The sequence below is a fragment of the Coriobacteriaceae bacterium genome (assembly GCA_025993015.1).
GTDB lineage: Bacteria > Actinomycetota > Coriobacteriia > Coriobacteriales > Coriobacteriaceae > Collinsella.
In genome coordinates, this window is sequence record DAJPFV010000001.1 from 2139673 (window position 1) to 2162140 (window position 22468).

20 protein-coding genes are annotated in these 22468 nt (G+C 60.9%); 16 read left to right on the forward strand and 4 right to left on the reverse strand.

Annotation, left to right across the window (positions count from 1 at the left end; translation table 11 throughout):
• Positions 1–3 precede the first annotated feature (3 nt).
• The 12 genes from trmFO (at position 4) to OIL77_09380 (ending at position 12605) form a co-directional block, all read left to right on the forward strand.
• Complete coding sequence (gene trmFO, locus OIL77_09325; protein HJI45600.1) at positions 4–1341, forward strand: methylenetetrahydrofolate--tRNA-(uracil(54)-C(5))-methyltransferase (FADH(2)-oxidizing) TrmFO; 1338 nt, start codon at positions 4–6, stop codon at positions 1339–1341.
• Positions 1338–2258, forward strand: coding sequence for a tyrosine recombinase (locus OIL77_09330; protein HJI45601.1), 921 nt, complete (start codon positions 1338–1340; stop codon positions 2256–2258). The genes trmFO and OIL77_09330 overlap by 4 nt, the downstream gene beginning before the upstream one ends.
• A 219-nt stretch (positions 2259–2477) precedes the next feature.
• Positions 2478–3206 carry a 30S ribosomal protein S2 gene (rpsB, locus tag OIL77_09335; GenBank protein ID HJI45602.1) on the forward strand — a complete coding sequence of 243 codons (729 nt, stop codon included), beginning with the start codon at positions 2478–2480 and terminating at the stop codon, positions 3204–3206.
• A gap of 45 nt (positions 3207–3251) precedes the next feature.
• Positions 3252–4121 (forward strand): translation elongation factor Ts, encoded by an 870-nt coding sequence (gene tsf, locus OIL77_09340; protein HJI45603.1) that lies wholly within the window; start codon positions 3252–3254, stop codon positions 4119–4121.
• A 117-nt stretch (positions 4122–4238) separates the two neighbouring features.
• A complete protein-coding gene (gene pyrH, locus OIL77_09345) occupies positions 4239–4961 on the forward strand; it encodes a UMP kinase (GenBank protein HJI45604.1) in 723 nt (240 codons plus the stop codon).
• Between the two features lie 2 nt (positions 4962–4963).
• The gene (frr, locus tag OIL77_09350; GenBank protein HJI45605.1) at positions 4964–5500 is read left to right on the forward strand and encodes a ribosome recycling factor; all 537 of its coding nucleotides are present in this window, start codon (positions 4964–4966) and stop codon (positions 5498–5500) included.
• Position 5501: 1 nt separating this feature from the next.
• Positions 5502–6296: an isoprenyl transferase gene (locus OIL77_09355; GenBank protein HJI45606.1), complete on the forward strand. Its 795-nt coding sequence runs from the start codon at positions 5502–5504 to the stop codon at positions 6294–6296.
• Between the two features lie 2 nt (positions 6297–6298).
• Entirely contained in the window at positions 6299–7213 is a 915-nt protein-coding gene (locus OIL77_09360; protein ID HJI45607.1) for a phosphatidate cytidylyltransferase, read from the forward strand.
• Positions 7213–8400 carry a 1-deoxy-D-xylulose-5-phosphate reductoisomerase gene (dxr, locus tag OIL77_09365; protein ID HJI45608.1) on the forward strand — a complete coding sequence of 396 codons (1188 nt, stop codon included), beginning with the start codon at positions 7213–7215 and terminating at the stop codon, positions 8398–8400. The genes OIL77_09360 and dxr overlap by 1 nt, the downstream gene beginning before the upstream one ends.
• A 25-nt stretch (positions 8401–8425) precedes the next feature.
• The gene (locus tag OIL77_09370; protein HJI45609.1) at positions 8426–9787 is read left to right on the forward strand and encodes a site-2 protease family protein; all 1362 of its coding nucleotides are present in this window, start codon (positions 8426–8428) and stop codon (positions 9785–9787) included.
• A gap of 31 nt (positions 9788–9818) precedes the next feature.
• On the forward strand, positions 9819–10883 hold the full coding sequence (ispG, locus tag OIL77_09375; GenBank protein ID HJI45610.1) for a flavodoxin-dependent (E)-4-hydroxy-3-methylbut-2-enyl-diphosphate synthase: 1065 nt from the start codon (positions 9819–9821) through the stop codon (positions 10881–10883).
• The gene (locus OIL77_09380; protein ID HJI45611.1) at positions 10884–12605 is read left to right on the forward strand and encodes a proline--tRNA ligase; all 1722 of its coding nucleotides are present in this window, start codon (positions 10884–10886) and stop codon (positions 12603–12605) included. It abuts the gene before it with no gap.
• Between the two features lie 181 nt (positions 12606–12786).
• On the opposite strand, the gene OIL77_09385 is transcribed toward OIL77_09380, so the two are convergent.
• The 3 genes from OIL77_09385 to OIL77_09395 form a co-directional block, all read right to left on the reverse strand.
• The gene (locus tag OIL77_09385) at positions 12787–13551 is read right to left on the reverse strand and encodes an aminoglycoside phosphotransferase family protein (GenBank protein HJI45612.1); all 765 of its coding nucleotides are present in this window, start codon (positions 13549–13551) and stop codon (positions 12787–12789) included.
• Positions 13552–13639: 88 nt separating this feature from the next.
• Complete coding sequence (gene adhE / locus OIL77_09390) at positions 13640–16288, reverse strand: bifunctional acetaldehyde-CoA/alcohol dehydrogenase (protein ID HJI45613.1); 2649 nt, start codon at positions 16286–16288, stop codon at positions 13640–13642.
• A 205-nt stretch (positions 16289–16493) separates the two neighbouring features.
• A complete protein-coding gene (locus OIL77_09395; protein ID HJI45614.1) occupies positions 16494–17750 on the reverse strand; it encodes an IS3 family transposase in 1257 nt (418 codons plus the stop codon).
• 206 nt (positions 17751–17956) lie between these two features.
• Here OIL77_09395 and OIL77_09400 point away from each other — a divergent pair, with 206 nt between their 5' ends.
• Entirely contained in the window at positions 17957–18733 is a 777-nt protein-coding gene (locus OIL77_09400; GenBank protein HJI45615.1) for a transposase, read from the forward strand.
• Positions 18734–18929: 196 nt separating this feature from the next.
• On the opposite strand, the gene rpmB is transcribed toward OIL77_09400, so the two are convergent.
• Positions 18930–19118 (reverse strand): 50S ribosomal protein L28, encoded by a 189-nt coding sequence (gene rpmB, locus OIL77_09405; GenBank protein ID HJI45616.1) that lies wholly within the window; start codon positions 19116–19118, stop codon positions 18930–18932.
• 452 nt (positions 19119–19570) lie between these two features.
• Here rpmB and pyrR point away from each other — a divergent pair, with 452 nt between their 5' ends.
• The 3 genes from pyrR to OIL77_09420 are packed head-to-tail and all read left to right on the forward strand — an operon-like array spanning position 19571 to position 22377.
• Entirely contained in the window at positions 19571–20155 is a 585-nt protein-coding gene (gene pyrR / locus OIL77_09410; protein ID HJI45617.1) for a bifunctional pyr operon transcriptional regulator/uracil phosphoribosyltransferase PyrR, read from the forward strand.
• A 4-nt stretch (positions 20156–20159) separates the two neighbouring features.
• Positions 20160–21104 (forward strand): aspartate carbamoyltransferase catalytic subunit, encoded by a 945-nt coding sequence (locus OIL77_09415; protein ID HJI45618.1) that lies wholly within the window; start codon positions 20160–20162, stop codon positions 21102–21104.
• A complete protein-coding gene (locus OIL77_09420) occupies positions 21088–22377 on the forward strand; it encodes a dihydroorotase (protein ID HJI45619.1) in 1290 nt (429 codons plus the stop codon). Before OIL77_09415 ends, OIL77_09420 begins: the two co-directional genes overlap by 17 nt.
• The last annotated feature ends 91 nt before the right edge of the window (positions 22378–22468 follow it).

A 22468-nucleotide genomic window follows, 5' to 3' on the forward strand; every position in this document is an offset into this window, starting at 1 on the left:
CAGATGCAGTTCGATCAGGTGACGGTTATCGGTGGCGGTCTGGCGGGTTCGGAATGCGCGATCCAGCTGGCAGACCGCGGGTTTGCCGTAAAGCTGTGCGAGATGCGCCCCCAGGTGAGCTCCCCGGCTCACCATACCGATCACCTGGCAGAGCTCGTCTGCTCCAATTCGTTTAAGTCGACCCGTCCGGATTCCGCGGCTGGTTTGTTGAAGGCCGAGCTTGAGCGCATGGGTTCAGTCCTGCTCGACTGCGCCCATCGCGCTGCTGTTCCCGCTGGTGGCGCCCTGGCGGTCGACCGTGTTACATTCTCCGAGCTCGTCGAGGCTGAGGTTGCCGCCCGCCCCAATATCGAGGTCGTTCACGGCGAGGTCACCCAGATCCCCGAGGGCCACGTGGTCATTGCCGCGGGCCCGCTGTGTTCACCGGCGCTGAGCGAAGAGGTCATGAAGCTCGTCGGTGGCGACGCCCTTGCGTTCTTCGATGCCGCGGCGCCGATCGTCGATGCCTCCACGCTCGATATGGACGTGCTGTTTTCGCAGTCGCGCTACGAGGAGCAGGGGAGCGGCGACTATCTCAACGCTCCGCTCAACAAGGAGGAGTACGAGGCCTTTATCGAGGCGCTCACCACGGCCGACCGCGTGTTGCTCAAGGACTTTGAGGGCGGCGATCTGTTCCAGGCCTGCCAGCCCGCCGAGGAGGTCGCGCGCACCGGCAAGGACGCCATTCGCTTTGGCGCCATGAAGCCCGTCGGCCTCACCGACCCGCGTACCGGACGTCGCCCTTGGGCGGCGATTCAGCTGCGTGCCGAGAACAAGGAGAAGACCGCCTATAACCTGGTGGGCTTCCAGACCAACCTGACCTTTGGCGAGCAGAAGCGCGTCTTCCATATGGTGCCGGGCCTGGAGAACGCTGAGTTCTTCCGCTACGGTGTCATGCACCGCAATACCTTTGTCGACGCCCCGCACGTGCTCGATGGCACCTTTGCCGTGCCCGGTACCGGCGTGCGCCTGGCCGGTCAGATCACCGGCACCGAGGGGTACATGGAAGCCGTGGCGACCGGTCTGCTCGCGGCGCTCAACACCTATGCAGAGGCTATCGGCGCCGATTCCGTCGAGTTGCCCCGCGTGGGCGCCCTGGGTGCGCTCGTGGGCTATGCGACCGATCCTGCCACCGTGGGCTATCAGCCCATGCATGTCAACTTTGGCCTGGTGCCGCCGCTCGAGGACGGTAAGCGCCGCAGCAAGCGCGACCGCTATCAGGCCTATGCGGACCGTGCGCTCGAGGCCCTCGATGCCTACTTGGCCACGCGTTCCGACTTGTTTGGAGGCGACCGGTCATAGCCTTTGACCTGTACGACACCGTCGACTCTTTTATCGCCTATATCGCACGCGTTGAGGGGCTTTCTCCCAACACGGTGACGGCCTATGGCTCGAGACTGGAGCGCTTTGCTGCCTGGTGCGAGCGCGAGGATATTGATGCTTTCGCTGCCGACGTGCGCACCATTCGTCGCTATCTTGCTGAGCTTTCGCGTGAGCAGGTGGCTCCCCGAACGCTTGCGGCGCACCTGTCGGCTATCCGATCTCTCTATCGCTGGATGGCTGCCGAGGGGATTGTCGAGGGCGATGCGGTCTCGGCGATCGCGTCGCCCAAGCTGCCGCGTGACCTGCCGGGCGTCCTTACGACCCAGCAGGTCGAGGCGCTGCTCAAGACGCCTGATACCTCAACACCCGCGGGACTGCGCGATGCGGCGATGCTCGAGTTGCTCTATGCCTCGGGTGCCCGCATCTCAGAGCTTGCGGCGCTCAATGTGGAATCCATCTCATGGTCCGAGCGCACGCTGCGCCTGTGGGGCAAGGGGAGCAAGGAGCGTATCGTCCCTCTGTATCGTCGTGCGCTCGATGTGACGCGTCTCTATATTGAAGAGGGGAGGCCGGAGTTGCTCGCTCGGGCAAAGCGCCGCGACCTCGCTACCGGGCCGCATCCGCTGCTTATATCGGCGCGCGGCAATCGCATGAGCGCCGCGATGCTCCGGCGGCGGTTCCATGCGCTGGCGACGCTCGCCGGCATTCCGGCTGACATCGCCCCGCATGCGATGCGCCATACCTTTGCGACCGACTTGCTCGAGGGCGGTGCGGACCTGCGCTCGGTTCAAGAGCTGCTAGGTCATGCGAGCCTGTCCACGACGCAGATCTACACGCATCTCACACCCGATCGGCTTAAACGTGCCGTGGCTCAAGCCCATCCCCGCGGCGAATAGTGGCTGGGACGTCCCGCGCCGCACTCAGGTGTGTGGTTTTGATTGCGGGTTGGCAGGAAGAGGCATTCCTGCTATCATTTATCGGGTTGCTTCACGGCAACATGTTTTTATCACGCACGCGCGGCTACTTCATACCGTGGTGCCCGGGCTTTGGTAGCACATGTCCGGGTTGGTTTTGGAGGATGACCCCGCGCGGAGGCAAACCACAGGAGGTTTAACATGGCTACCAAGATTAATATCCGCACCCTGCTCGAGGCCGGCTGCCACTTCGGTCACCAGACCCGTCGCTGGAACCCCAAGATGAAGCCGTTCATCTTCGGTGAGCGCAACGGCATCTACATCCTCGACCTCAAGCAGACCATCCTCGACGCCGACCAGGCCTACACCTTCGTCAAGAACGTCGCCAAGGGTGGCAACGTGCTGTTCGTCGGCACCAAGAAGCAGGCTCAGGAGGCCGTCAAGAACGCCGCTGAGCGCGCCAACATGCCTTACATCAACCAGCGTTGGCTCGGCGGTATGCTGACCAACTTCGTCACCATCCGCTCCCGCATCAACCGCATGGAGGAGCTCGAGGCCATGGTCGAGGACGGCCGCATGGCAGTGCTCCCCAAGAAGGAGCAGGCTGTTCTGGGCAAGGAGCTCACCAAGCTCCAGACCAACCTCGGTGGCGCCCGCGACATGAAGGGTCTGCCCCAGGCTCTCTTCGTTATCGACACCAAGCGCGAGGAGAACGCTATCAAGGAGGCTCAGCGCCTGAACATCCCCGTCGTCGCTCTGATCGACACCAACTCCGATCCCGACGAGGTCGAGTACGGCATCCCCTGCAACGATGACGCTATCTCCGCTGTCACCCTTATGTGCGAGCTCATGGCTGACGCCTGCCTCGCTGGCTCCGGCAAGGAGCAGGTCTCCGAGGCCGAGATGGCCGCTGAGCCCAAGGCCGAGTAAATCAGTCTTAGTTAATTCTTTTTCATCTCTTTGAAAGGAACCACAATGGCCCAGATTACCGCCGCTATGGTCAAGCAGCTCCGCGAGATGACCGACTCCCCGATGATGGAGTGCAAGAAGGCTCTCGTCGAGGCTGACGGCGACATGGACGCCGCTGTCGACGTTCTGCGCAAGAATGGCCTCGCCAAGGCTGCCAAGAAGGCTGGCCGTGAGACCAACGAGGGCGCTGTCGCCGCGTTCGTCTCCGAGGACGGCAAGACCGGCGCGCTGCTCGAGCTCTCCTGCGAGACCGACTTCGTCGGCTCCAACGCCAAGTTCACTGGCTTTGCTTCCAAGGTCGCTGAGGTTGTCGCTACCACCGAGCCTGCTGACGTCGACGCTCTGCTCGAGAAGCCGATGGGCGAGGAGACCGTTTCCTCCGAGCTCACCGAGATGATTCACATCATGGGCGAGAACATGAAGATCTCCCGTTTCGCCGCCCGCAAGGCTGAGAACGGCGCTCTCGCTTCTTACATCCACATGGGTGGTAAGATCGGCGTTCTCGTTGAGTTCGCTTTCGAGAAGGCCGAGACCGCTCAGGCTGAGTCCTTCAAGACCTTTGCTCACGACGTTGCCCTTCAGGTTGCCGCCGTCGCCCCGATCTGCGCTACCCGCGATCAGGTTCCGGCTGAGACCGTCGAGCACGAGAAGCAGATCTACATGGCTCAGGCTGCCGAGTCCGGCAAGCCCGAGGCTATCCAGGAGAAGATGGCTGTTGGCCGTCTTGAGAAGTTCTACAAGCAGTCCGTGCTCACCGAGCAGGAGTTCATCAAGGACAGCTCCCTCACCATCAAGAAGTACGCTGAGCAGGTCTCCAAGGAGCTCGGTGACACCATTACCGTCGTTGCCTTTGACCGTCTGGTCCGTGGCGAGTAAATAAGCTCTTGTAGCTGGTAATGAGCAGGCTGTGGGTTTTACTCACAGCCTGCTTTTTCATGGCTCCCCGTTAAGCCTTTGATATTATGTTATGAGTCTAATTAAAGGAGGATCGCTTTGTCCGACAACCGATATAAACGCGTGCTTCTGAAGCTCTCCGGTGAAGCGCTGATGGGCGATGGCAACTACGGCATCGACCCCAAGGTTACCGATCATCTTGCCAAGCAGGTCAAGGAGCTGCTCGCCGTTGGTCATGAGGTCGGCGTCGTTGTCGGCGGCGGCAATATTTTCCGCGGCATGGCCGGCGCCGCCGGTGGTATGGACCGCGCCCAGGCCGATTACATGGGCATGCTCGCTACCGTTATGAACGCGCTTGCCCTGCAGGATGCCTTCGAGCACAACGATGTTCCCTGCCGCGTGATGAGCGCTATCCAGATGAATGAGATCTGCGAGCCCTATATTCGCCGTCGCGCCATCAACCACCTTTCCAAGGGCAACGTCGTTATCTTTGCCGCCGGATCGGGTAATCCGTACTTTACGACTGACACCGCCGCGGCCCTTCGCGCCTGCGAGATCGGTGCCGAGATTCTCATTAAAGCCACCAAGGTTGATGGCATCTACGACAAGGATCCCTTCAAGTGCGCCGACGCCGTCCGCTTTGACAAGATCACCTATCATGAGGTGCTCGTTCGCGGCCTGCAGGTTATGGATTCCACGGCTACGGCTCTTTGCCAGGACAACCGTATGCCCATTTTGGTCCTCAACATCGATGGCGAGGACACCGTCAAGCGCGCGCTCGCGGGTGAGCCCGTCGGCACGCTCGTCTATCAGGAGGATTAAGCATGGCAGAGAACATCACCGCCCACATGGACAAGTCACTCGAGTCCCTCAAGCATAACTTCTCCAAGGTCCGCACGGGCCGCGCTAACGCCAACATCCTGTCTGACATCACCGTTGACTACTACGGTGTTGCCACGCCCGTCACGCAGGTTGCCGCCGTTAAGACCCCCGAGGCCCACATGCTGCTTATCGAGCCGTGGGATAAGGCGCTCATCAATGCCATTGTCAAGGCCATTAGTGCCTCCGACCTGGGCATTACCCCCAACTCCGATGGTACTGTCGTGCGTCTGCCGTTCCCGGCTCCCACCGAGGAGCGTCGTCGCGAGCTCGTTAAGGAGTGCCGCGAGTACGCCGAGCAGGCTAAGGTCTCCATCCGCAACATCCGCCGCGACTTTAACAACAAGCTCGAGCGCGACGAGGAGCTCACCGAGGACGATGTCCGTCGCGAGCAGGCCAAGGTCCAGAAGCATACCGACGAGTATGTCGCCAAGGTCGAGGAGCTTCTGAAGGAAAAAGAAGCCGAGGTCATGGAGATCTAAGGTGCAATACGACGAGCATAAACTGGTCGAGTACTTTGCCGACGCCCCTGCGGGCGTCGGTTTTTCCGACCTTGACCTCAATAACATCCCGCACCATATTTCGTGCATCATGGACGGCAACGGCCGTTGGGCCACGGCGCGCGGTCTTGCCCGCACCGAAGGCCACAAGGCCGGCATCGTCTCGCTGCGTGAGATCATTACCGCCTGCGTGCGCCTGGGCGTCGACGTGCTTTCGGCCTATGCGTTTTCGACCGAAAACTGGAATCGCCCGCAGCACGAAGTCAACGTTCTGATGCACCTGTTTGCCAAGACGTTTATCGATGAGCTGCCGCTGCTTAAGCGCGAGAACGTTCGCGTTGTCTTTTTGGGCGATATTTCCGCGCTGCCCAAGAAGACCCGCGACGTCTTTGAGCGCGGCCTTGCCGAGTGCGCCGACCATACCGGTATGACGCTGGCGCTGGCCGTTAACTATGGTGCCCGTGCTGAGATCACCCGCGCTGTCCGCCAGATCGCACTTGATGCGGCTGCCGGCAAGATCGATCCCGCCGCGGTTGACGACAATATGGTGGCTTCGCACCTGTACACCGCTGGGCTGCCCGATCCGGAGCTTGTGATTCGCACCTCCGGCGAGCTTCGTCTTTCGAACTATCTGCTGTGGCAGGTTGCTTATTCCGAGTTCTATGTCACCGATACCTATTGGCCCGACTTTGATCGTTGGGGCCTTGTCGACGCCATTTTGGCCTACCAGGGTCGCGACCGTAGGTTTGGTGGACTGAGCATGACCGAGGAGGCTTAATCGTGTCCGAACGTCCCAAGGCATCCGCTCCCAAGGCGCCTACTTCCGCGACGCCCGCGCGTAAGGTTGCCACTGCAGGGGCGCCTGCAGCGAAGGGCAGCTCCGGTTCGTGGCTGGCGGGCTTTATCACCCGTGCCGCCGCCGGTATCGTCTATGCCGTTGTCTTTATCCTGTGCCTCGTTTTGGGTATTGTGCCCACGGCCATCTTCGTGTCCGTCATGAGCGGCCTGTGCTGCTACGAGTTCTTCCGCATGACGAGGCTCGACGGCAAGGTTGCCAACGAGCGCCTTGGAATCGCTGCCGCCGTGCTCTTTCCGCTCTCGGCTCTGGGCGATTCGCTGCTGTTGAACGCTCTGCTGTTCGCTTTGATGCTTGCGGTTGGTATCTGGTATGTCTGGTCTCCGCGCACTCGCATCTCTGACGTTGCCGTTACGCTCATGGGCCCTATCTACACTGGCTTTATGCTGTCGGCTATCGTGCTGCTGCGCGATGCCGTGCCCGGTTTTGCCGGCGCACTGCTTTCGGTGGGCGTTTGCGCGTCCCTTTGGGTCTCCGACTCGTTTGCCTATATCGTGGGCAGCCGTATCGGCAAGCATAAGATGGTTCCCAAGATCTCGCCCAAAAAGAGCTGGGAAGGCTTTGTCGGCGGCATTTTGGGCTCTGTCTTGATCTGGCTCATCCTGTGGGCAACGCACTTCTATAAGCTGAGCCTGCCCTATGCACTGCTGTGCGGCGTGGTCGTCTCCATCCTGGGCGTTATCGGCGACCTCATCGAGTCGCGTATCAAGCGCGGTGTGGGAGTTAAAGATTCCGGCAATCTCATACCGGGCCACGGCGGCATGCTCGACCGCAGCGATTCGCTCATCTTTGGCTGCATTACCGCGCAGCTGCTGCTGATGATCGGAGGCGTGCTGTAATGGCTTATCAGACCACCTACGGTCCCGATGGGCGTCTTCGTGTTGCCATTCTGGGCTGTACGGGTTCTATCGGCACTCAGGCGCTCGACGTGTGCCGTCAGCATGCCGATCGCCTGCAGGTGACGGCGCTGTCCGTAAACTCCAGCACCCCCGAGCTCGTTGCCGCTGCCCGTGAGTTCTCGGTTCCGGCGGTTGCCTTGGCGGACGCCTCCCATGGCGCCGACGCTGTACTGCAGGAACTGCCCGAGGGCACGGAGCTCGGCGTTGGCGCGCAGGCGGTTTGCGAGCTCGCGCGTCGCGACGATGTCGACTGCGTGCTCGTCGCTATTGTTGGTGCCGCCGGTCTCGAGGCGAGCCATGCGGCCTTGACCTCAAATAAGCGCCTTGCCCTTGCCAACAAGGAGTCCCTCGTCGTCGGTGGCGACTTGCTTATGCCGTTGGCGCAACCGGGCCAGCTTATTCCAGTCGACTCTGAGCACTCCGCCATCTACCAGTGCTATCTAGGCGAGAACCCGCGCGAGGCTCACTGCATTTGGCTTACCTGCTCGGGCGGCCCGTTCTTTGGCCGCACGCGTGACGAGCTCAATCGCGTGACGCGCGCCGATGCCCTGGCGCATCCTACGTGGGCTATGGGTGCCAAGATCACGATTGACTCCGCCACCCTCATGAACAAAGGTCTGGAGCGTATCGAGGCCATGCATCTGTTTGGCTGCGATCTCGATTTCATTAACGTGGTCGTGCAGCGCCAGTCCAAGATTCACTCCATGGTCGAGTTTGCCGACGGCTCTGTGATAGCGCATCTCGGTGCCTCCGACATGCGCATTCCCATCCAGTTTGCCTTCTCGTATCCCGAGCGTTGGGATACGCCGGCTCCGCGTATCGATTTCCGCGAGTTGGGGCAGCTTACCTTTGACGCGGCCGATATGGATACCTTCCGCTGCCTTGCACTGGCCGAACGTGCCGGCAAGACGGGCGGCACCATGCCGTGCGTGCTCAATGCCGCCAACGAGGTCGCCGTCGATGCCTTCCTACATGATGGCTGCAGCTTTACCGATATCGACCGCATTGTGGAATCCTGCATGGATGCTCACGATGCGCAGACGGTCGATTCGTTTGAACAGCTTCGCGACATCGATGCGTGGGCGCGTGAAAAGGCCGCGCAGGTGCTCGCCGCAACCCGTTCTTAACCCATAAGGATTGCTTTTTCGTTTTATGGATACTGTTCTGAGCGTTCTCTCATCGGTCTTTTGGGGCCTGCTGATGCTTTCCGTCCTCGTGTTTTTGCACGAGGGCGGCCACTTTTTGGCGGCGCGTGCCTGCGGTGTCCGCGTGACTGAGTTCTTTTTGGGCCTGCCGTGTCGCTTTGATATCCACCACACATCGCGTCGCATCGGCACCAAGTTTGGCGTGACGCCGCTGCTGCTGGGTGGCTATGCTGCCATCTGTGGCATGGATCCGACCGATGTCTCGTGTGCCGATCGCGTACTCGCGGCCATCTATCGCCATGGCCGTGTGACGGTGGCCGATCTTGCCGTCGAGCTCGAGCTGTCCGAGGAGGATGTTCTCGAGGCTTGTGCTTTGCTGTTGGGCTGGGGCTCCATCGCCCCCTGGTATGAAGAAGGGGAAAAGCCTTCGCCCAGTTACTATCCCACCAAGTACCAGACCCTGCCGCGCGATGCTGCAGGATATACCACCTTTGACGGTCGCAAGTTCGATCGAGAGCATGCGACTGCCGAGGGCGATGTATGGGAACTGCCGTGCGGCGAGGCCGAATTCCTTGCACGTGAGCGCTCGCACACCTATTTGGGCCAGGGCTTTGTTAAACGTGCCTTTATGCTGCTTGCGGGCATTATCGTCAATATCCTGACGGGCTTTTTGCTCCTTATGAGCATCTATTCCATCGCAGGTGTCACGGTGCCGGTGGATACCAATGTGATTGGCCAGGTTGACGAAGGCTCGATTGCCGCCGCGGCGGGAATCGAGGGCGGCGACGCGATCCTTTCGGTCGACGGAGTATCGTGCTCTACCTGGATGGACGTTTACGATGCCATTGGCAAGGCTGCCGGTAAGGACGATATCGCCATCGAGTACGAGCGTGACGGCAAGCGGCATTCGACCACGGTTGCACTCAAAGAGGACGAGCGCCTAGGTGTGTATGCCTCTACGCAGGTGGTCCGTTTAGACCCCATCACGTCGGCTCGTCTGTCCTTCTCCTATGTCGTGCAGACAGCGGAGGGTGTGATGCGTCTGCTCCAGCCGCAGCATACGATGGAGATTCTCGATCAGTCCTCTTCGATCGTGGGTATTAGCGTTATGTCCTCGCAGGCTGCTGCTGCCGGCCCTGCCACGTTCCTTTCGTTTGCCGCCCTCATTTCGTTCTCGCTTGGCTTTATGAACCTGCTGCCTATCCCACCGCTCGATGGCGGCAAGCTGGTCATCGAGATCATTCAAAAGATTGCTGGCCGCGAGCTTCCGCTCAAGGTCCAGACGATTGTGAGCTATGTGGGCATCGCGCTCTTTGCGCTGCTGTTTGTCTATATGCTTCGTTCCGACGTCCTTCGATTTATTCTGTAGGGGAGTGGTTGGATTGTCTTTATCCCATCCTTTGCCTCGCGAGCTGACGCGTCCCGTGCATGTGGGCTGCGTGCAGATCGGTGGCGGCGCGCCGGTGGTGGTCCAGTCCATGACTTGCACCGATACCGCTGATGCCCAGGCAACGCTTGCGCAAGTGCGTGCTTTGGCGCAGGCTGGCTGCGATATCGTGCGCGTGAGTGTGCCCACCGAGGCCGCGCTTGAGGGTTTCCGCACCATCTGTGCCGAGTCTCCAGTGCCGATTGTCGCCGATATCCACTTTAACCATAAGCTCGCCATTGGTGCCGTTGAGGCCGGTGCCGCTAAGCTGCGCATCAATCCCGGCAATATCGGCGATTGGGCCAAGGTTGACGCGGTGATCGATGCTGCGGGTGCCGCGGGCTGCGCGATTCGTATCGGCGTCAATGCCGGTTCGCTTGAGCAGGATATCGCCGAGCGTGACGACCTCACGCAGCCCGAAAAGCTCGTGATGTCGAGCGAGCGTTTTGTCAAACATTTTGAAGACCGCGGCTTTACGAACATTGTGCTTTCGGCCAAGGCCCATAGCGTGCAAACGACGCTCGATACCTATCGAGCCCTGTCGCGTGAGATTCCCCACGTTCCGCTTCACTTGGGCGTAACCGAGGCGGGTACCAAGCTGCAGGGCACCATTAAGAGCTCGGTGGGCCTTGGTATCCTGCTGTCTGAGGGTATTGGCGACACCATGCGCGTCTCGCTTACGGCCGATCCGGTTGAGGAGCCGCCGGTCGCCTGGGGAATTTTGCAATCGCTGGGCCTGCGTCGCCGTGGTCCCGAGATTGTCTCGTGCCCCACGTGCGCCCGCTGCCAGGTTAACCTGATCGCAATCGCTGAGGAAGTAACCGAGCGACTTAAGAACTATGCCGCGCCGCTTTCGATTGCCGTCATGGGATGTGCCGTTAATGGCCCCGGTGAGGCTTCTGATGCCGACCTGGGCGTTGCTTGCGGACGTGGTCAGGCCCTGCTCTTTTCGCATGGCCAGATCATTGGTAAAGTAGCTGAGGATCAAATTGTCGACGCGCTTATGGCCGAGGTCGACAAGCTTATTGAGGAGAAATAAATGACTCGAGCAATGTATATGTCTAAGCTCTATGCGCCGACGCTTAAAGAGGATCCGGCGGACGCTGAGCTCGCCAGCCACCGTCTGCTGCTCCGTGCCGGCATGATCCGTAAGGAGGCCGCCGGTCTATATTCCTACCTGCCGCTTGCTTGGCGCTCGATTCGCAAGATCGAGAACATCGTGCGCGACGAGATGGACGCCGCCGGCGCCCAGGAGCTTATGATGCCTATCATGGTCGATGCCGAGTTGTGGCGTGAGTCCGGCCGCATCGACGCCTATGGCAAGGAGCTTGTGCGCTTTGACGACCGTCACGGTCGCGAGTTCGTCCTGGGCCCCACGCACGAGGAGACCGTCACGGCCCTGGTGCGCAATGAGCTGCGCTCCTACAAGCAGCTACCCGTTAACCTCTACCACATCCAGGATAAGTTCCGCGACGAGTTCCGCCCCCGCTTTGGCCTGATGCGCGGTCGCGAGTTCATCATGAAGGACGCCTACAGCTTCTCCGCCACGCAGGAGAGCCTGCAGGAGGAGTATGACAAGATGAAGCAGGCCTACGCTAACATCTGCGAGCGCTGCTATATCAAGGCCCTGCCCGTTGTTGCCGACTCCGGTGAGATCGGTGGCGATACCTCCGTCGAGTACATGGCTTTGGCCGACGCCGGCGAGGCTTCGCTCGTCTACTGCGACGATTGCGGCTTTGCTGCCGATGACGAGGCGGCAAGCACCAAGGTCGTCGTGACCGAGGGTCCTGGTGACGGTACGCTCACCAAGGTTGAGACTCCGGGCATGGGCACCATTGAGGCAGTTGCTAAGTTCTTTGGGTTCCCCGAGAACGGCACTCGCAAGTCGCTGGCACTCATCGACGCCGAGGGCAAGCCTGTCGTGGCCATCGTTCCGGGCGATCATGAACTCAACGACTGCAAGGCCGAGCATGTTTTTGGCAAGGGCTATCGCATGATGACCGACGATGAGCTTCAGGCGAACGGCCTGCACAAGGGCTTTATCGGACCGGTCAACCTGCCCGAGGGCATCCGTCTGGTGTGCGACGAGAGCCTGCGCGAGTCCAAGCAGTGGGCCTGCGGTGCCAACGAAGTCGATTATCACTTTACCGGTGCCTGCCCCGAGCGCGACTTTACCGTCGACGAGTGGGCCGACCTGGTCACCGTCGTTGCCGGCGATCCCTGCCCGCACTGCGGCAAGCCGCTCTCTGCTGCTCGCGGCATCGAGGTTTCTCAGGTCTTCCAGCTGGGCACCAAGTATTCCGAGGCCATGGGTGCCACCTTTATGGACGAGGACGGCAAGGAGAAGCCGCTGATCATGGGCTGCTACGGCGTTGGTGTGTCCCGCTCGCTCGCTGCCGTCGTGGAGCAGCACAACGACGAGCACGGCATCGTCTGGCCGGTCTCCGTTGCCCCGTACGAGGTTGCGGTGATTCCGCTCGACCCCAAGAAGGAGGAGTGCGCTTCCGTCTGCGAGCAGATCGTTGATGGCCTGTGCGCCGAGGGTATCGAGGTCGTCGTCGACGATCGCGATGAGCGTCCCGGCTTTAAGTTTGCCGACAACGACCTTATGGGCTTCCCGTATCAGGTGGTGCTCGGCAAGCGTGGCCTTAAGAACGGCACCGTCGAGCTCAAGGACCGTGCCACGGGCGAGCGCGAGGACGTGGCGATCGACGAGGTCGTCACCAAGGTTGCCGAGCTTGTGAAGGCGGCACGCCGTTAATCGGCGATTTCGCTTGTAGTTCGATATACGGGACGGCCCCTGCATTTCTCCAGATCGGGGAGATGCAGGGGCCGTCCTTTTATCTTGTCGGCACGCTCAAGTGCTAAAAGGAAACCCCGCAGCCCATGCGAGCTGCGGGGTTTTCCTTTGTGCCTCCGATGCGAAATGAATCGCTCAGATATTACTGATAATCGACGACGTCGATCCAGTTCTTCAGGAACTCATCGTTCACGTTGCGCTTACGAGCGAGCTCGGAAGCGGCGACGATGCTCGTCCACTGACGCACGACCTGCATGGGCATGTCGGCGCGGTCGCAGTAGAGCTCCAGGTAGGCCTCGGCCTGGTCTTTGCTGTTGAGAGCAAAGAGCAGGTAGGTGGTGGCAACGTCGGCAGCAGGGGAGCCCTGGGTGGCGTGTGCCCAGTCGCACACATAGAGCTGGCCGTCGTCGCCGACGATGACGTTGGAGGGGTTGAAGTCGCCGTGGCAGACCTTGAACTCCTTGGTCATGCCGTCCAGACGCTCCTGAAGGTTGTAGCGCGTGGTGGCATTGAGCTGATCAAGGCTGTCGATCATGCGGGCGAACTTGTCGCGCTGACGGTTGAGCAGCGGGGAGGTGTAGCCGTGGATCTCGATCTGGAGGTCGACGAACATCTCGAGGTACTCACCAAAGCGCTGGGGCTCGGCAGTCATCTTCTCGGCAAGGGTGGTGCCCGGAACCTTCTCGGTCACGAGCGCCCAGCCGTTGGCGTTCTCGAGCTGGGAAACCTCGAGAGCCTTGGGGCTGCGGATGCCGCACTCATTGATGCGGGCAAGATTCAAAGCCTCGTTGAACACGTCGGAGACAGGCTTGGTCTCGTTAAAGACCTTGACGATCTTGTCGCCCAGGTCGTAAACGACCTTGTTGCCACGGCGGACGAGCTCGGTCTTGGAATCGGGTAGCAGCATGGTTGCATCCTTTCAACGATGCGATAGAAGCGACGGCGGGGGTGTGTGAAACACCCGTGCACCCCCGCCGTTAAAAACCGTGCTAAAACTAGCAGACGGCGTAGTCCTGGGGCTCGCGGCCGTAGTAGGCGTCCAGGTAGAGCTCCTTGATCTCGCTCATGAGCGGGTAGCGCGGGTTAGCGCCGGTGCACTGGTCGTTGAATGCCTGCTCGGTCATCTCGTCGAGGGTGTCGAGGAAGTACTGCTCGTCAACACCGTAGTCGGCGATGGTCTTCTTGACGCCGATGAAGTCCTTGAGCTCCTCGAGCTTCGTGATGAAGTTCTCGAAGACCTCCTTGTCGTCCTTGCCCTCGATGCCGCAGTACTTGGCCATCTCGGCGTAGTTGTGCAGCGCGTTGGGGTAAGGATACTGGGAGAACGTGCCCATCTTGACGGGAGCCTCGGCGGCGTTGTAGCGCATGACGCGGGTCAGGATGACGGCGTTAGCGATGCCGTGGGGCAGGTGATGGAAAGCGCCGAGCTTGTGAGCCATGGAGTGGTTGAGGCCCAGGAAGGCGTTGGCGAAGGCCATACCGGCCATGCAGGAGGCGTTGTGCATCTCCTCGCGGGCGTGCGGGTCCTTGGCGCCGTTCGTGAAGCTAGAGGGCAGGTTCTCGAAGACGAGCTTGGCAGCGCGCTCGGAGAGGCCCTTAGTGTAGTCGGAAGCCATGATGGAGACGTAGGACTCGATGGCGTGGGTCATGACGTCGATGCCGGAGGCAGCGGTCAGGCCGCGCGGGGCGGTCATGCAGTTGTCGGCGTCGACGATAGCCATGTTGGGGAGCAGCGCGTAGTCGGCGAGCGGCCACTTGATGCCGGTCTCCTTGTCGGTGATGATGGCGAACGGCGTGCACTCGGAGCCGGTACCCGAAGAGGTCGGGACGGCGACGAAGTAGGCCTTCTTGCCCATCTCGGGGAAGGTGAAGATACGCTTGCGGATGTCCATGAAGTCCATGGCCATGTCCTCAAACTTGCACTCGGGGTGCTCGTACATCATCCACATGATCTTGCCGGCGTCCATAGCGGAGCCACCGCCGACGGCGATGATGACGTCCGGCTCAAAGAGAGCCATCTGCTTGGCGCCGCGACGTGCGCACTGCAGCGACGGATCGGGCTCGACGTCGTAGAAGCAGTCGTGGGCGATGCCCATCTCGTCGAGCTTGGCCTCGATGGCGCGGGTGTTGCCATTCTTGAAGAGGAACTGGTCGGTGACGATGAAGGCGCGCTTCTTGCCCATGACGTTGCCCAGCTCGTCGAGGGCGACGGGCGTGGAACCCTTCTTGAAGTAGACCTTCTCGGGAGCGCGGAACCACAGCATGTTCTCACGGCGCTCGGCCACAGTCTTAACGTTGATCAAGTGCTTCACCCCAACGTTCTCGGAGACGGAGTTGCCGCCCCAGGAGCCGCAGCCCAGGGTCAGAGACGGCTTCATGCCAAAGTTGTACAGGTCACCGATGCCGCCGTGCGAGGACGGGGTGTTGATGACGATACGGCAGGCCTTCATGACGTGCTCGAACAGGCTGATCTTCTCGGCCTGGGCGGGGTGCACGTACAGAGAGGCGGTGTGGCCCGGGCCACCGGCGAGCACCAGGTGCTCGGCCTTGTCGACGGCCTCCTGGAAGTCCTTGGCGTGGTACATGGCCAGGACCGGGGAGAGCTTCTCGTGGGAGAACTCCTCCTTGGCGGGGTCGGTGGAGGTGACCTCGGCGATCAGGATCTTGGTCTTGGCGGGAACCTCGATGCCGGCGAGCTCGGCGATCTTGGCGGCAGCCATGCCGGGGATGCGGTGGTCGAGAGCGCCGTTCTTGAACATGGCGGCACGCAGGGCCTCCATCTCGGCACCCTGCTTGACGAAGTAGCAGCCGCGCTTCTGGAACTCGGCCTTGACCTGGTCATAGATGGTGTCGATGACGGTCACGGACTGCTCGGAAGCGCAGATCATGCCGTTGTCGAAGGTCTTGGAGTGGATGATGGAGTTGACGGCGAGCAGCACGTCGGCGGTGTCGTCGATGACGACCGGGGTGTTACCGGCGCCAACGCCCAGGGCGGGCTTGCCCGAGGAGTAAGCGGCCTTGACCATGCCCGGGCCACCGGTGGCGAGGATGATGTCGACGTCGCGCATGACCATGTTGGTCAGCTCGATGGAGGGGACATCGACCCAGCCGATGATGCCCTCGGGGGCGCCGGCCTTGACGGCGGCGTCAAGCACGAGCTTGGCGGCGGCGATGGTGCATTTTGCGGCTGCCGGGTGCGGGGAGATGATGATGGCGTTGCGGGTCTTCAGGCTGATCAGCGTCTTGAAGATCGCGGTGGAGGTGGGGTTGGTCGTCGGGATGACGGCGCCCACGATGCCGATGGGCTCGGCGATCTTGGTGATGCCGTAAGCCTCGTCGCGCTCCAGGACACCACAGGTCTTGGTGTTCTTGTAAGCGTTGTAGATGTACTCTGCGGCGTAGTGGTTCTTGATGACCTTGTCCTCAAGAACGCCGCGGCCGGTCTCCTCGATGGCCATCTTCGCCAACGGGATACGAGCCTTGTTGGCGGCCATGGCGGCCTCATAGAAGATCTTGTCGACCTGCTCCTGCGTGTACGTAGCAAAAAGCGCCTGGGCCTCTCGCATCTGAGCGAGCTTAGCCTCAAGCGCCTCTACGTTGTCCACAATTGCGGGAGTAGTGTTTTCCGGTGACTTTTTCACCATTTGTGTCTCCTTGCGATCGGAGATTTACCCTACAAGATGCATGATAGCAAGAAATAATTCGGTGAACGGTCAGATTCCCGTAAAAGACAAACTAAAACGCTTCAATCAAATGAACCGTTTCAACTAAAACTATGCCCAATGCATCGCCCCGCTCATTGGGGACAGACTTACATGAGTGGGGGGTGCGGACAATTTTTCGTACCACCTAGACTGCCAGCCCCAGGCGTCTCCTCCTGTTGTCAATGGTATCGTAGGCAATCCTGCCGTTCTCCCTGAACGCCCTCAGCCTGCCCTCGCTGTAGAACCTCATCCACGCGTCCAGGCGCTCCATGAACTCGGCGGCCGCGACGCCGCGCCAGTCCCGGCCGTAGAAGAACTCGTTCTTGAGCCTGCCGAAGAAGCCCTCCGCCGCGGCGTTGTCGGGCGAGCGGCCCTTCCTCGACATCGAGCGCACGACGCCGTGCTCGGCGCAGATTCGCTTCCAGCCGGGCCAGCGGTAGTGGCAGCCGCGGTCCGTGTGGCAGAACGGGTGCTCGCCCGGCCGGAGCGTCGCGCACGCCTTCAGCAGCGACGAGTCGGCGAGCAGGTGGTCCGGGTGCAGGCCGATCGACCAGGCCACGGGCTTGGAGTCGAACAGGTCGACGATCGGCGAGAGGTACACCTTGGGCGCGTCCGGCAGCCTGAACTCGGTGATGTCGGAGACCCACTTCTCGTTTGGGGCGGCGGCGCGGAAGTCGTGGGCGCCGGTCTCCTCGTCGAGCGGGATGTTGGCGGGCGCCTCGTCGGTCTCGCCGGCGTAGGAGCTGTACCTCCTGGGCCTCCTCCTGTAGGCGGGCAAGAGGCCTCGCCCCCTCATCACGTCGCGCACGATCTTCTCGGAGACGCGGACGCCCTCCCTGCGCAGCTCCTCGTGGACGAAGCGGTAGCCGCGGGCGCAGCCGCCCTCCTCGCGGAACACGCGCTCGACCTCGTCGCCGATCTCCTCGCGGACGCCGACGTCGTGCAGGTGGGTGCGCCAGTACTCATAGGAGCTCCTCGATATCCTCAAGGAAGCGGTGAGTTCGCTCAAGGGTCTCGCGGTATTCGCCCTCAGCCACTCGATCAGCTCGGATTTCTCCCTGTTCGTCGAAGAGCCAAGGGCGCGTCCTTTTAAAACTTCCTGCGTTCCCCTGAGGATGTCGTTCTCCAGCTGCAGGCGCTCTATCAGGGCGTCCTTGTCCTCCGGGTCGATGTCGGGGTACGTCGGCCCGTCGCCCACGACCCTCGGGAGCCGCGGTTTCCCGTTCCCGCGCTTCGCCATGCCCGTCCGCCTCCCGTCCGCCTCGGCGCCAGGCGCCCCGTCGTGGCGGCCGTTGACCCATCGCCACAGCGTCATCCTCGAGGGCATGCCGGGCATCCTCTCTATCTGGCGGTAAGTATATCCCCCGGCGTAGAGCGCGATCGCGTCTTCTTTCGTACCCATGCGGACTCCAATCTGGACCGGACTCGGTCCAACTTTTTGTCCGCACCCCCGTGCTTCCACTCATTGGGGACAGACATCGATTTGCCATTTTGCCGTTCTGGGCCTGTTTTTGCCGCTCATTGGATATAAATAGATCACAGGCTCAGCATTTCGCGTTCCTTCTCTCCTTTTAGGTGTTGCCTGTTCAGTTTTGAAAGGAGAGATTTATGCCTCGATGCGCCCGTGCCGTTTCGCTCACCGGCTATTACCACGTCTTTGACCGTGGCAACTCCAAACAGATTATTTTTGAAGATGACTCTGACCGCTATCGTTTCTTATCGGATATCTCGGACAGGTTTGCGCGCCATGACGTGGCAGTGTTGGCTTGGTGCCTTATGGACAACCACTTCCATTTGATGGTTGATGACCCATATGACAACCTTTCAAAGGCAATGCAGTGCGCACTGACGGCGTATGCTAAGTATTTCAATGGGAAAACGGGAAGAACGGGCCATCTGTTTGACAATCGCTATTCGCGTGTTGCGGTTGAGTCAGACACACAGGCGGTGCAGCTACTCGATTATATCCATCTCAATCCTGTGAAAGGTGCGATCGACTCTCTCGAAGCATACCGCTGGTCAAGCTTTAGGGCATACCAGCTGGGCTATGATCCCTTTGACATCTGTGATGCGGCCCCTATGCTCGATATTGTCGGAGGCTCCCGTTGCTATTGCGAGCATCTCAAGGAAGTTGCCGGGCGCATCTGGTCAGTTGAGGTTCTTCCACGCCGACGGATCCACGATGAGGATGCCCTTTCCGTTGCGCGCGAAGTCCTGCCGAGCATAGATCCTGCGCTGCTCAAGGCCCTGCCTCGTCCCGAACGCGATGCCTGCCTGCTGAGGCTCAGGCGGGCGCATCTCACGGTCAAGCAAATTTCCCGTATCACCGGCATCGGCGCCACGAGCGTGACCAAGGCAACTGCAGGCTGGAAGGATGCAGCGTGAGGCAGGGGCCGGAGCCAGTCGGTGTGCCGCTTGCGTGCGACATGTCTGTCCCCAATGCGTGAAAACATTCATGTAAGTCTGTCCCTAATGAGTGCAAAAAGGCGCCCTCCGTAGGGGAGGGCGCCTTTGGTAAGTTCTATATGAACGCGAGGTCTTTGACCCGGAGAGTCCGAGGTACTTGTTGGTAAGACCTTATTTAGGAGCGCGCAACCTTGCCAGACTTGAGGCAGGTGGAGCAAACGTTCATCTTGCGACGGTGACCATCGACGACGACGTAGACGCGCTGGATGTTGGGGCGGAACTTACGGTTGGTGACGCGGTGAGAGTGGCTGATGGAGCGACCGGCAACGGGGTGCTTACCGCAAACTTCGCAAACTTTGGACATAACTGACCCTCCTTGGGCGACAAACGAACATGTCGCGTTAACAAACAAGCCTGAACTATAGCACAGAAGCAGCTCCCTGTGCGTAATCTACACAGAGATATTCCTCTTTTGGCGATAGTGCTCACGCCACGGCCCTGGACGTAGATCCGATTTGCGTGCAGCAGAGGGGATTATGCCAGCTCGTGCGTGTGTTTTCAAGCTCGTCCCACAAATATATATAGGTTTATTGAGCATTGGGCTCCGTTTACGGATTGCTCTGTATTAATGCTCGCAATTAAGCTCGAGGTTGGCTACACTATCCCATGACCATTAAAGGGGTACGAGATACCCACATGGAATTACATAGCTGCCAAAGAGCAGCCCTTCCTGTGGGTGTCTGGTCCGCTTTAAGCGGTCGGGCATCTATTTTTTTTGACTGTGTCAGCAGTCAAGACATGTGAGGAAGGAGATCGATGGGCACGACTTCCCCCAAGGCGGTCATCATGGACGAGACCGCCGTCAATCGAGCGATGACCCGCATCGCGCACGAGATTCTCGAGCGCAACGAGGGCTGTGAAGACCTCGCTCTGGTCGGCATCGTCACGCGCGGCGACCTTCTGGCAAAGAAGCTCGCCGAGGAGATCAAGGAGATCGAGGGCGTCGACGTTCCGCTCGGCAGCCTCGACATCAGCTTCTACCGCGATGACTACGCGACCAATTTCGCTCCCGCGATCCACGCTACCAACATTCCCTTCAGCGTCGACGGCAAGCGCGTCGTGCTGGTGGACGACATCCTGTATACGGGCCGTACCATCCGCGCCGCTCTCGACGCCGTCATGGACCTGGGCCGTCCGAGCCGCATTGAGCTGGCAGTCCTCGTTGACCGCGGCCACCGCGAGCTCCCCATCTCGCCGGACTTTGTCGGCAAGAACGTTCCCTCGTCGCATGAGGAGAACGTGCACCTATATATGAAGGAAGTCGACGGCCACACCGCTGTCGAGATTAATGACGTCGCGCCGGGTTCCCACGTGGGCTCCGCGCCGCTGGGAGGTGAGTAGTACCGTGGCGTTCAACCATAAGCACCTGATCGACATTACCGAGTACTCCGAAGAGGATATCAAGCTCATCCTCGAGACCGCCAAGGCGTTCTCCGAGGTCAACGAGCGTGCCATCAAGAAGGTCCCCACGCTCAAGGGCAAGACCATCGTCAACATGTTCAACGAGCCCTCGACGCGCACCCGCAGCTCTTTCGAGCTCGCCGAGAAGCGTCTTTCGGCCGACAGTCTTAACTTTGGCGGCTCCTCGACCTCCACGGTCAAGGGCGAGAGCCTCGTCGACACCGTTGAGACCCTCAACGCTTATAAGATCGACTGCATTGTCGTGCGCGACAAGCACGCCGGCGCTCCCTACATCGTCACGCAGAACTCGCCCGCAAGCGTCATCTGCGCCGGTGACGGCAAGCACAACCATCCTACGCAGGCCCTGCTCGACCTGTACACCATCTGGGAGCACAAGGGTGACTTCCACGGTCTGAAGGTCGCCGTCGTCGGCGATATCGCCCACTCCCGCGTTTGCGGCTCGCTGATCCCCGCCCTTAAGATCATGGGCTGTGAGACCTACGCCGTCGCCCCCGGCACGCTGCTGCCGCCGTCGCCCGAGGTCCTGGGCTGCGACCACGTGACGAGCGACCTCGATTCCGTCCTGCCCGAGCTGGACGTCGTCTACATGCTGCGCGTGCAACAGGAGCGCCTCGAGGGTGCCCCGTTCCCGACCATTCGCGAGTACCACAAGCTCTTCGGCCTGACCAAGGACCGCGAGAAGCTCATGAAGCCCGACGCGATCATCTGCCACCCGGGCCCCATCAACCGCGGCGTCGAGTTCGACTCCTATATGGCCGACCACCCGCAACGCTCCGTCATCCTGGAGCAGGTCTACGCCGGTATCTGCGTGCGTATGGCTATCCTGTATCTGCTGCTTGGAGGTGCCGATAATGGCCTTGCTTCTTAAGAATGCCCACGTCGTCGACCCGTCCGTCGAGCTTGACGGTGTCGTTGACGTCCTGATTGACGGCGACAAGATCGCCGAGGTCGGCGAGAATCTCGCCGTCGAGGGGGCCGAGGTCCGCGACCTTTCCGGCAAGTACCTCGTCCCCGGCCTGGTGGACATGCACGTTCACCTTCGCGAGCCCGGCTACGAGGTCAAAGAGGACATCGAGAGCGGCACCCGCGCAGCTGCCAAGGGCGGCTTTACCGGCGTGTGCGCCATGCCCAACACCGATCCCGTCACCGATAACGGCACTGTCGTTGAGTTCGTCAAGTCCCGCGCTGCCGAGGTCGGCCACTGCCGCGTCTATCCGTCGGGCGCCATGACCCGCGGTCTTAAGGGCGAGGCCATGTCCGAGATGGGCGATATGGTCGCCCACGGCGCCGTCGCCTTCACCGATGACGGTCGCGGCGTGCAGGGCGCGGGCATGCTCCGTCGCTGCATGGACTACGGCAAGATGTTCGGCAAGGTCTTCATGAGCCACTGCCAGGACGAGGACCTGGTCGGCCATGGCCAGATCAACGAGGGCAAGGTCTCGACCCGTCTGGCCCTCGAGGGCTGGCCGGCCGCCGGCGAGGAGCTTCAGATCGCCCGCGACATCGAGATCGCCAAGCTGACCGGTGCCAAGCTGCACATCCAGCACATCTCCACCGCTCACGGTCTCGAGCTCGTGCGTGCCGGTAAGGCCGCCGGTGTCCAGGTGACCTGCGAGGCCACCCCGCACCACATGTTCCTGACCGAGAACGACTTGGACGAGACCTACAACACCTCGCTCAAGGTCAATCCGCCGCTGCGCACCGACGAGGACGCCGAGGCCATTCGTCAGGGCGTCATCGACGGTACCGTCGACGTGATCGTTACCGATCACGCTCCCCACACCCCGTGGGAGAAGGCCCGCGAGTTCGAGCTTGCGCCCTTTGGCATGATCGGTCTCGAGACCTCGCTGTCGCTCGTGCTCACCGAGCTGGTCAACACGGGCAAGATGAGCATGGGCCGTATGGTCGAGCTCATGGCCATCAAGCCGCGTGAGATCCTGGGCCTCGACCAGGTTCAGGTTAAGGCGGGCTCCGTTGCCGACCTGACTGTCTTCGACGCGTCCGCCACCTGGACGGTCGGCGAGGACGGCTACGAGTCGCGCGCCGAGAACTCCGGTTTCGCCGGCCGCACGCTTACCGGTCGTGCCACCGATGTGTTTGTCGGCGGTAAGCAGACGCTCGCCGACGGCTGCATCTGCTAGCATAGCCTTATCGCTTTTGTGCGCGGCGCCCTTGCGGTGCCGCGCTTTCTGTTCGCCTGAACCATGCAACCGCATGGGGGATTGGAGCGTC

Bases quoted from the DNA above. Each gene is read 5' to 3' on its own strand.
- dxr (HJI45608.1), top strand. From the start codon at position 7,213: ATGGCTTATCAGACCACCTACGGTCCCGATGGGCGTCTTCGTGTTGCC.
- OIL77_09385 (HJI45612.1), bottom strand. From the start codon at position 13,551: ATGCTGCTACCCGATTCCAAGACCGAGCTCGTCCGCCGTGGCAACAAG.
- OIL77_09400 (HJI45615.1), top strand. From the start codon at position 17,957: ATGCCTCGATGCGCCCGTGCCGTTTCGCTCACCGGCTATTACCACGTC.
- rpmB (HJI45616.1), bottom strand. From the start codon at position 19,118: ATGTCCAAAGTTTGCGAAGTTTGCGGTAAGCACCCCGTTGCCGGTCGC.
- OIL77_09380 (HJI45611.1), top strand. From the start codon at position 10,884: ATGACTCGAGCAATGTATATGTCTAAGCTCTATGCGCCGACGCTTAAA.
- trmFO (HJI45600.1), top strand. From the start codon at position 4: ATGCAGTTCGATCAGGTGACGGTTATCGGTGGCGGTCTGGCGGGTTCG.
- OIL77_09395 (HJI45614.1), bottom strand. From the start codon at position 17,750: ATGGGTACGAAAGAAGACGCGATCGCGCTCTACGCCGGGGGATATACT.
- pyrR (HJI45617.1), top strand. From the start codon at position 19,571: ATGGGCACGACTTCCCCCAAGGCGGTCATCATGGACGAGACCGCCGTC.
- tsf (HJI45603.1), top strand. From the start codon at position 3,252: ATGGCCCAGATTACCGCCGCTATGGTCAAGCAGCTCCGCGAGATGACC.
- adhE (HJI45613.1), bottom strand. From the start codon at position 16,288: ATGGTGAAAAAGTCACCGGAAAACACTACTCCCGCAATTGTGGACAAC.
- rpsB (HJI45602.1), top strand. From the start codon at position 2,478: ATGGCTACCAAGATTAATATCCGCACCCTGCTCGAGGCCGGCTGCCAC.
- OIL77_09370 (HJI45609.1), top strand. From the start codon at position 8,426: ATGGATACTGTTCTGAGCGTTCTCTCATCGGTCTTTTGGGGCCTGCTG.
- frr (HJI45605.1), top strand. From the start codon at position 4,964: ATGGCAGAGAACATCACCGCCCACATGGACAAGTCACTCGAGTCCCTC.
- OIL77_09420 (HJI45619.1), top strand. From the start codon at position 21,088: ATGGCCTTGCTTCTTAAGAATGCCCACGTCGTCGACCCGTCCGTCGAG.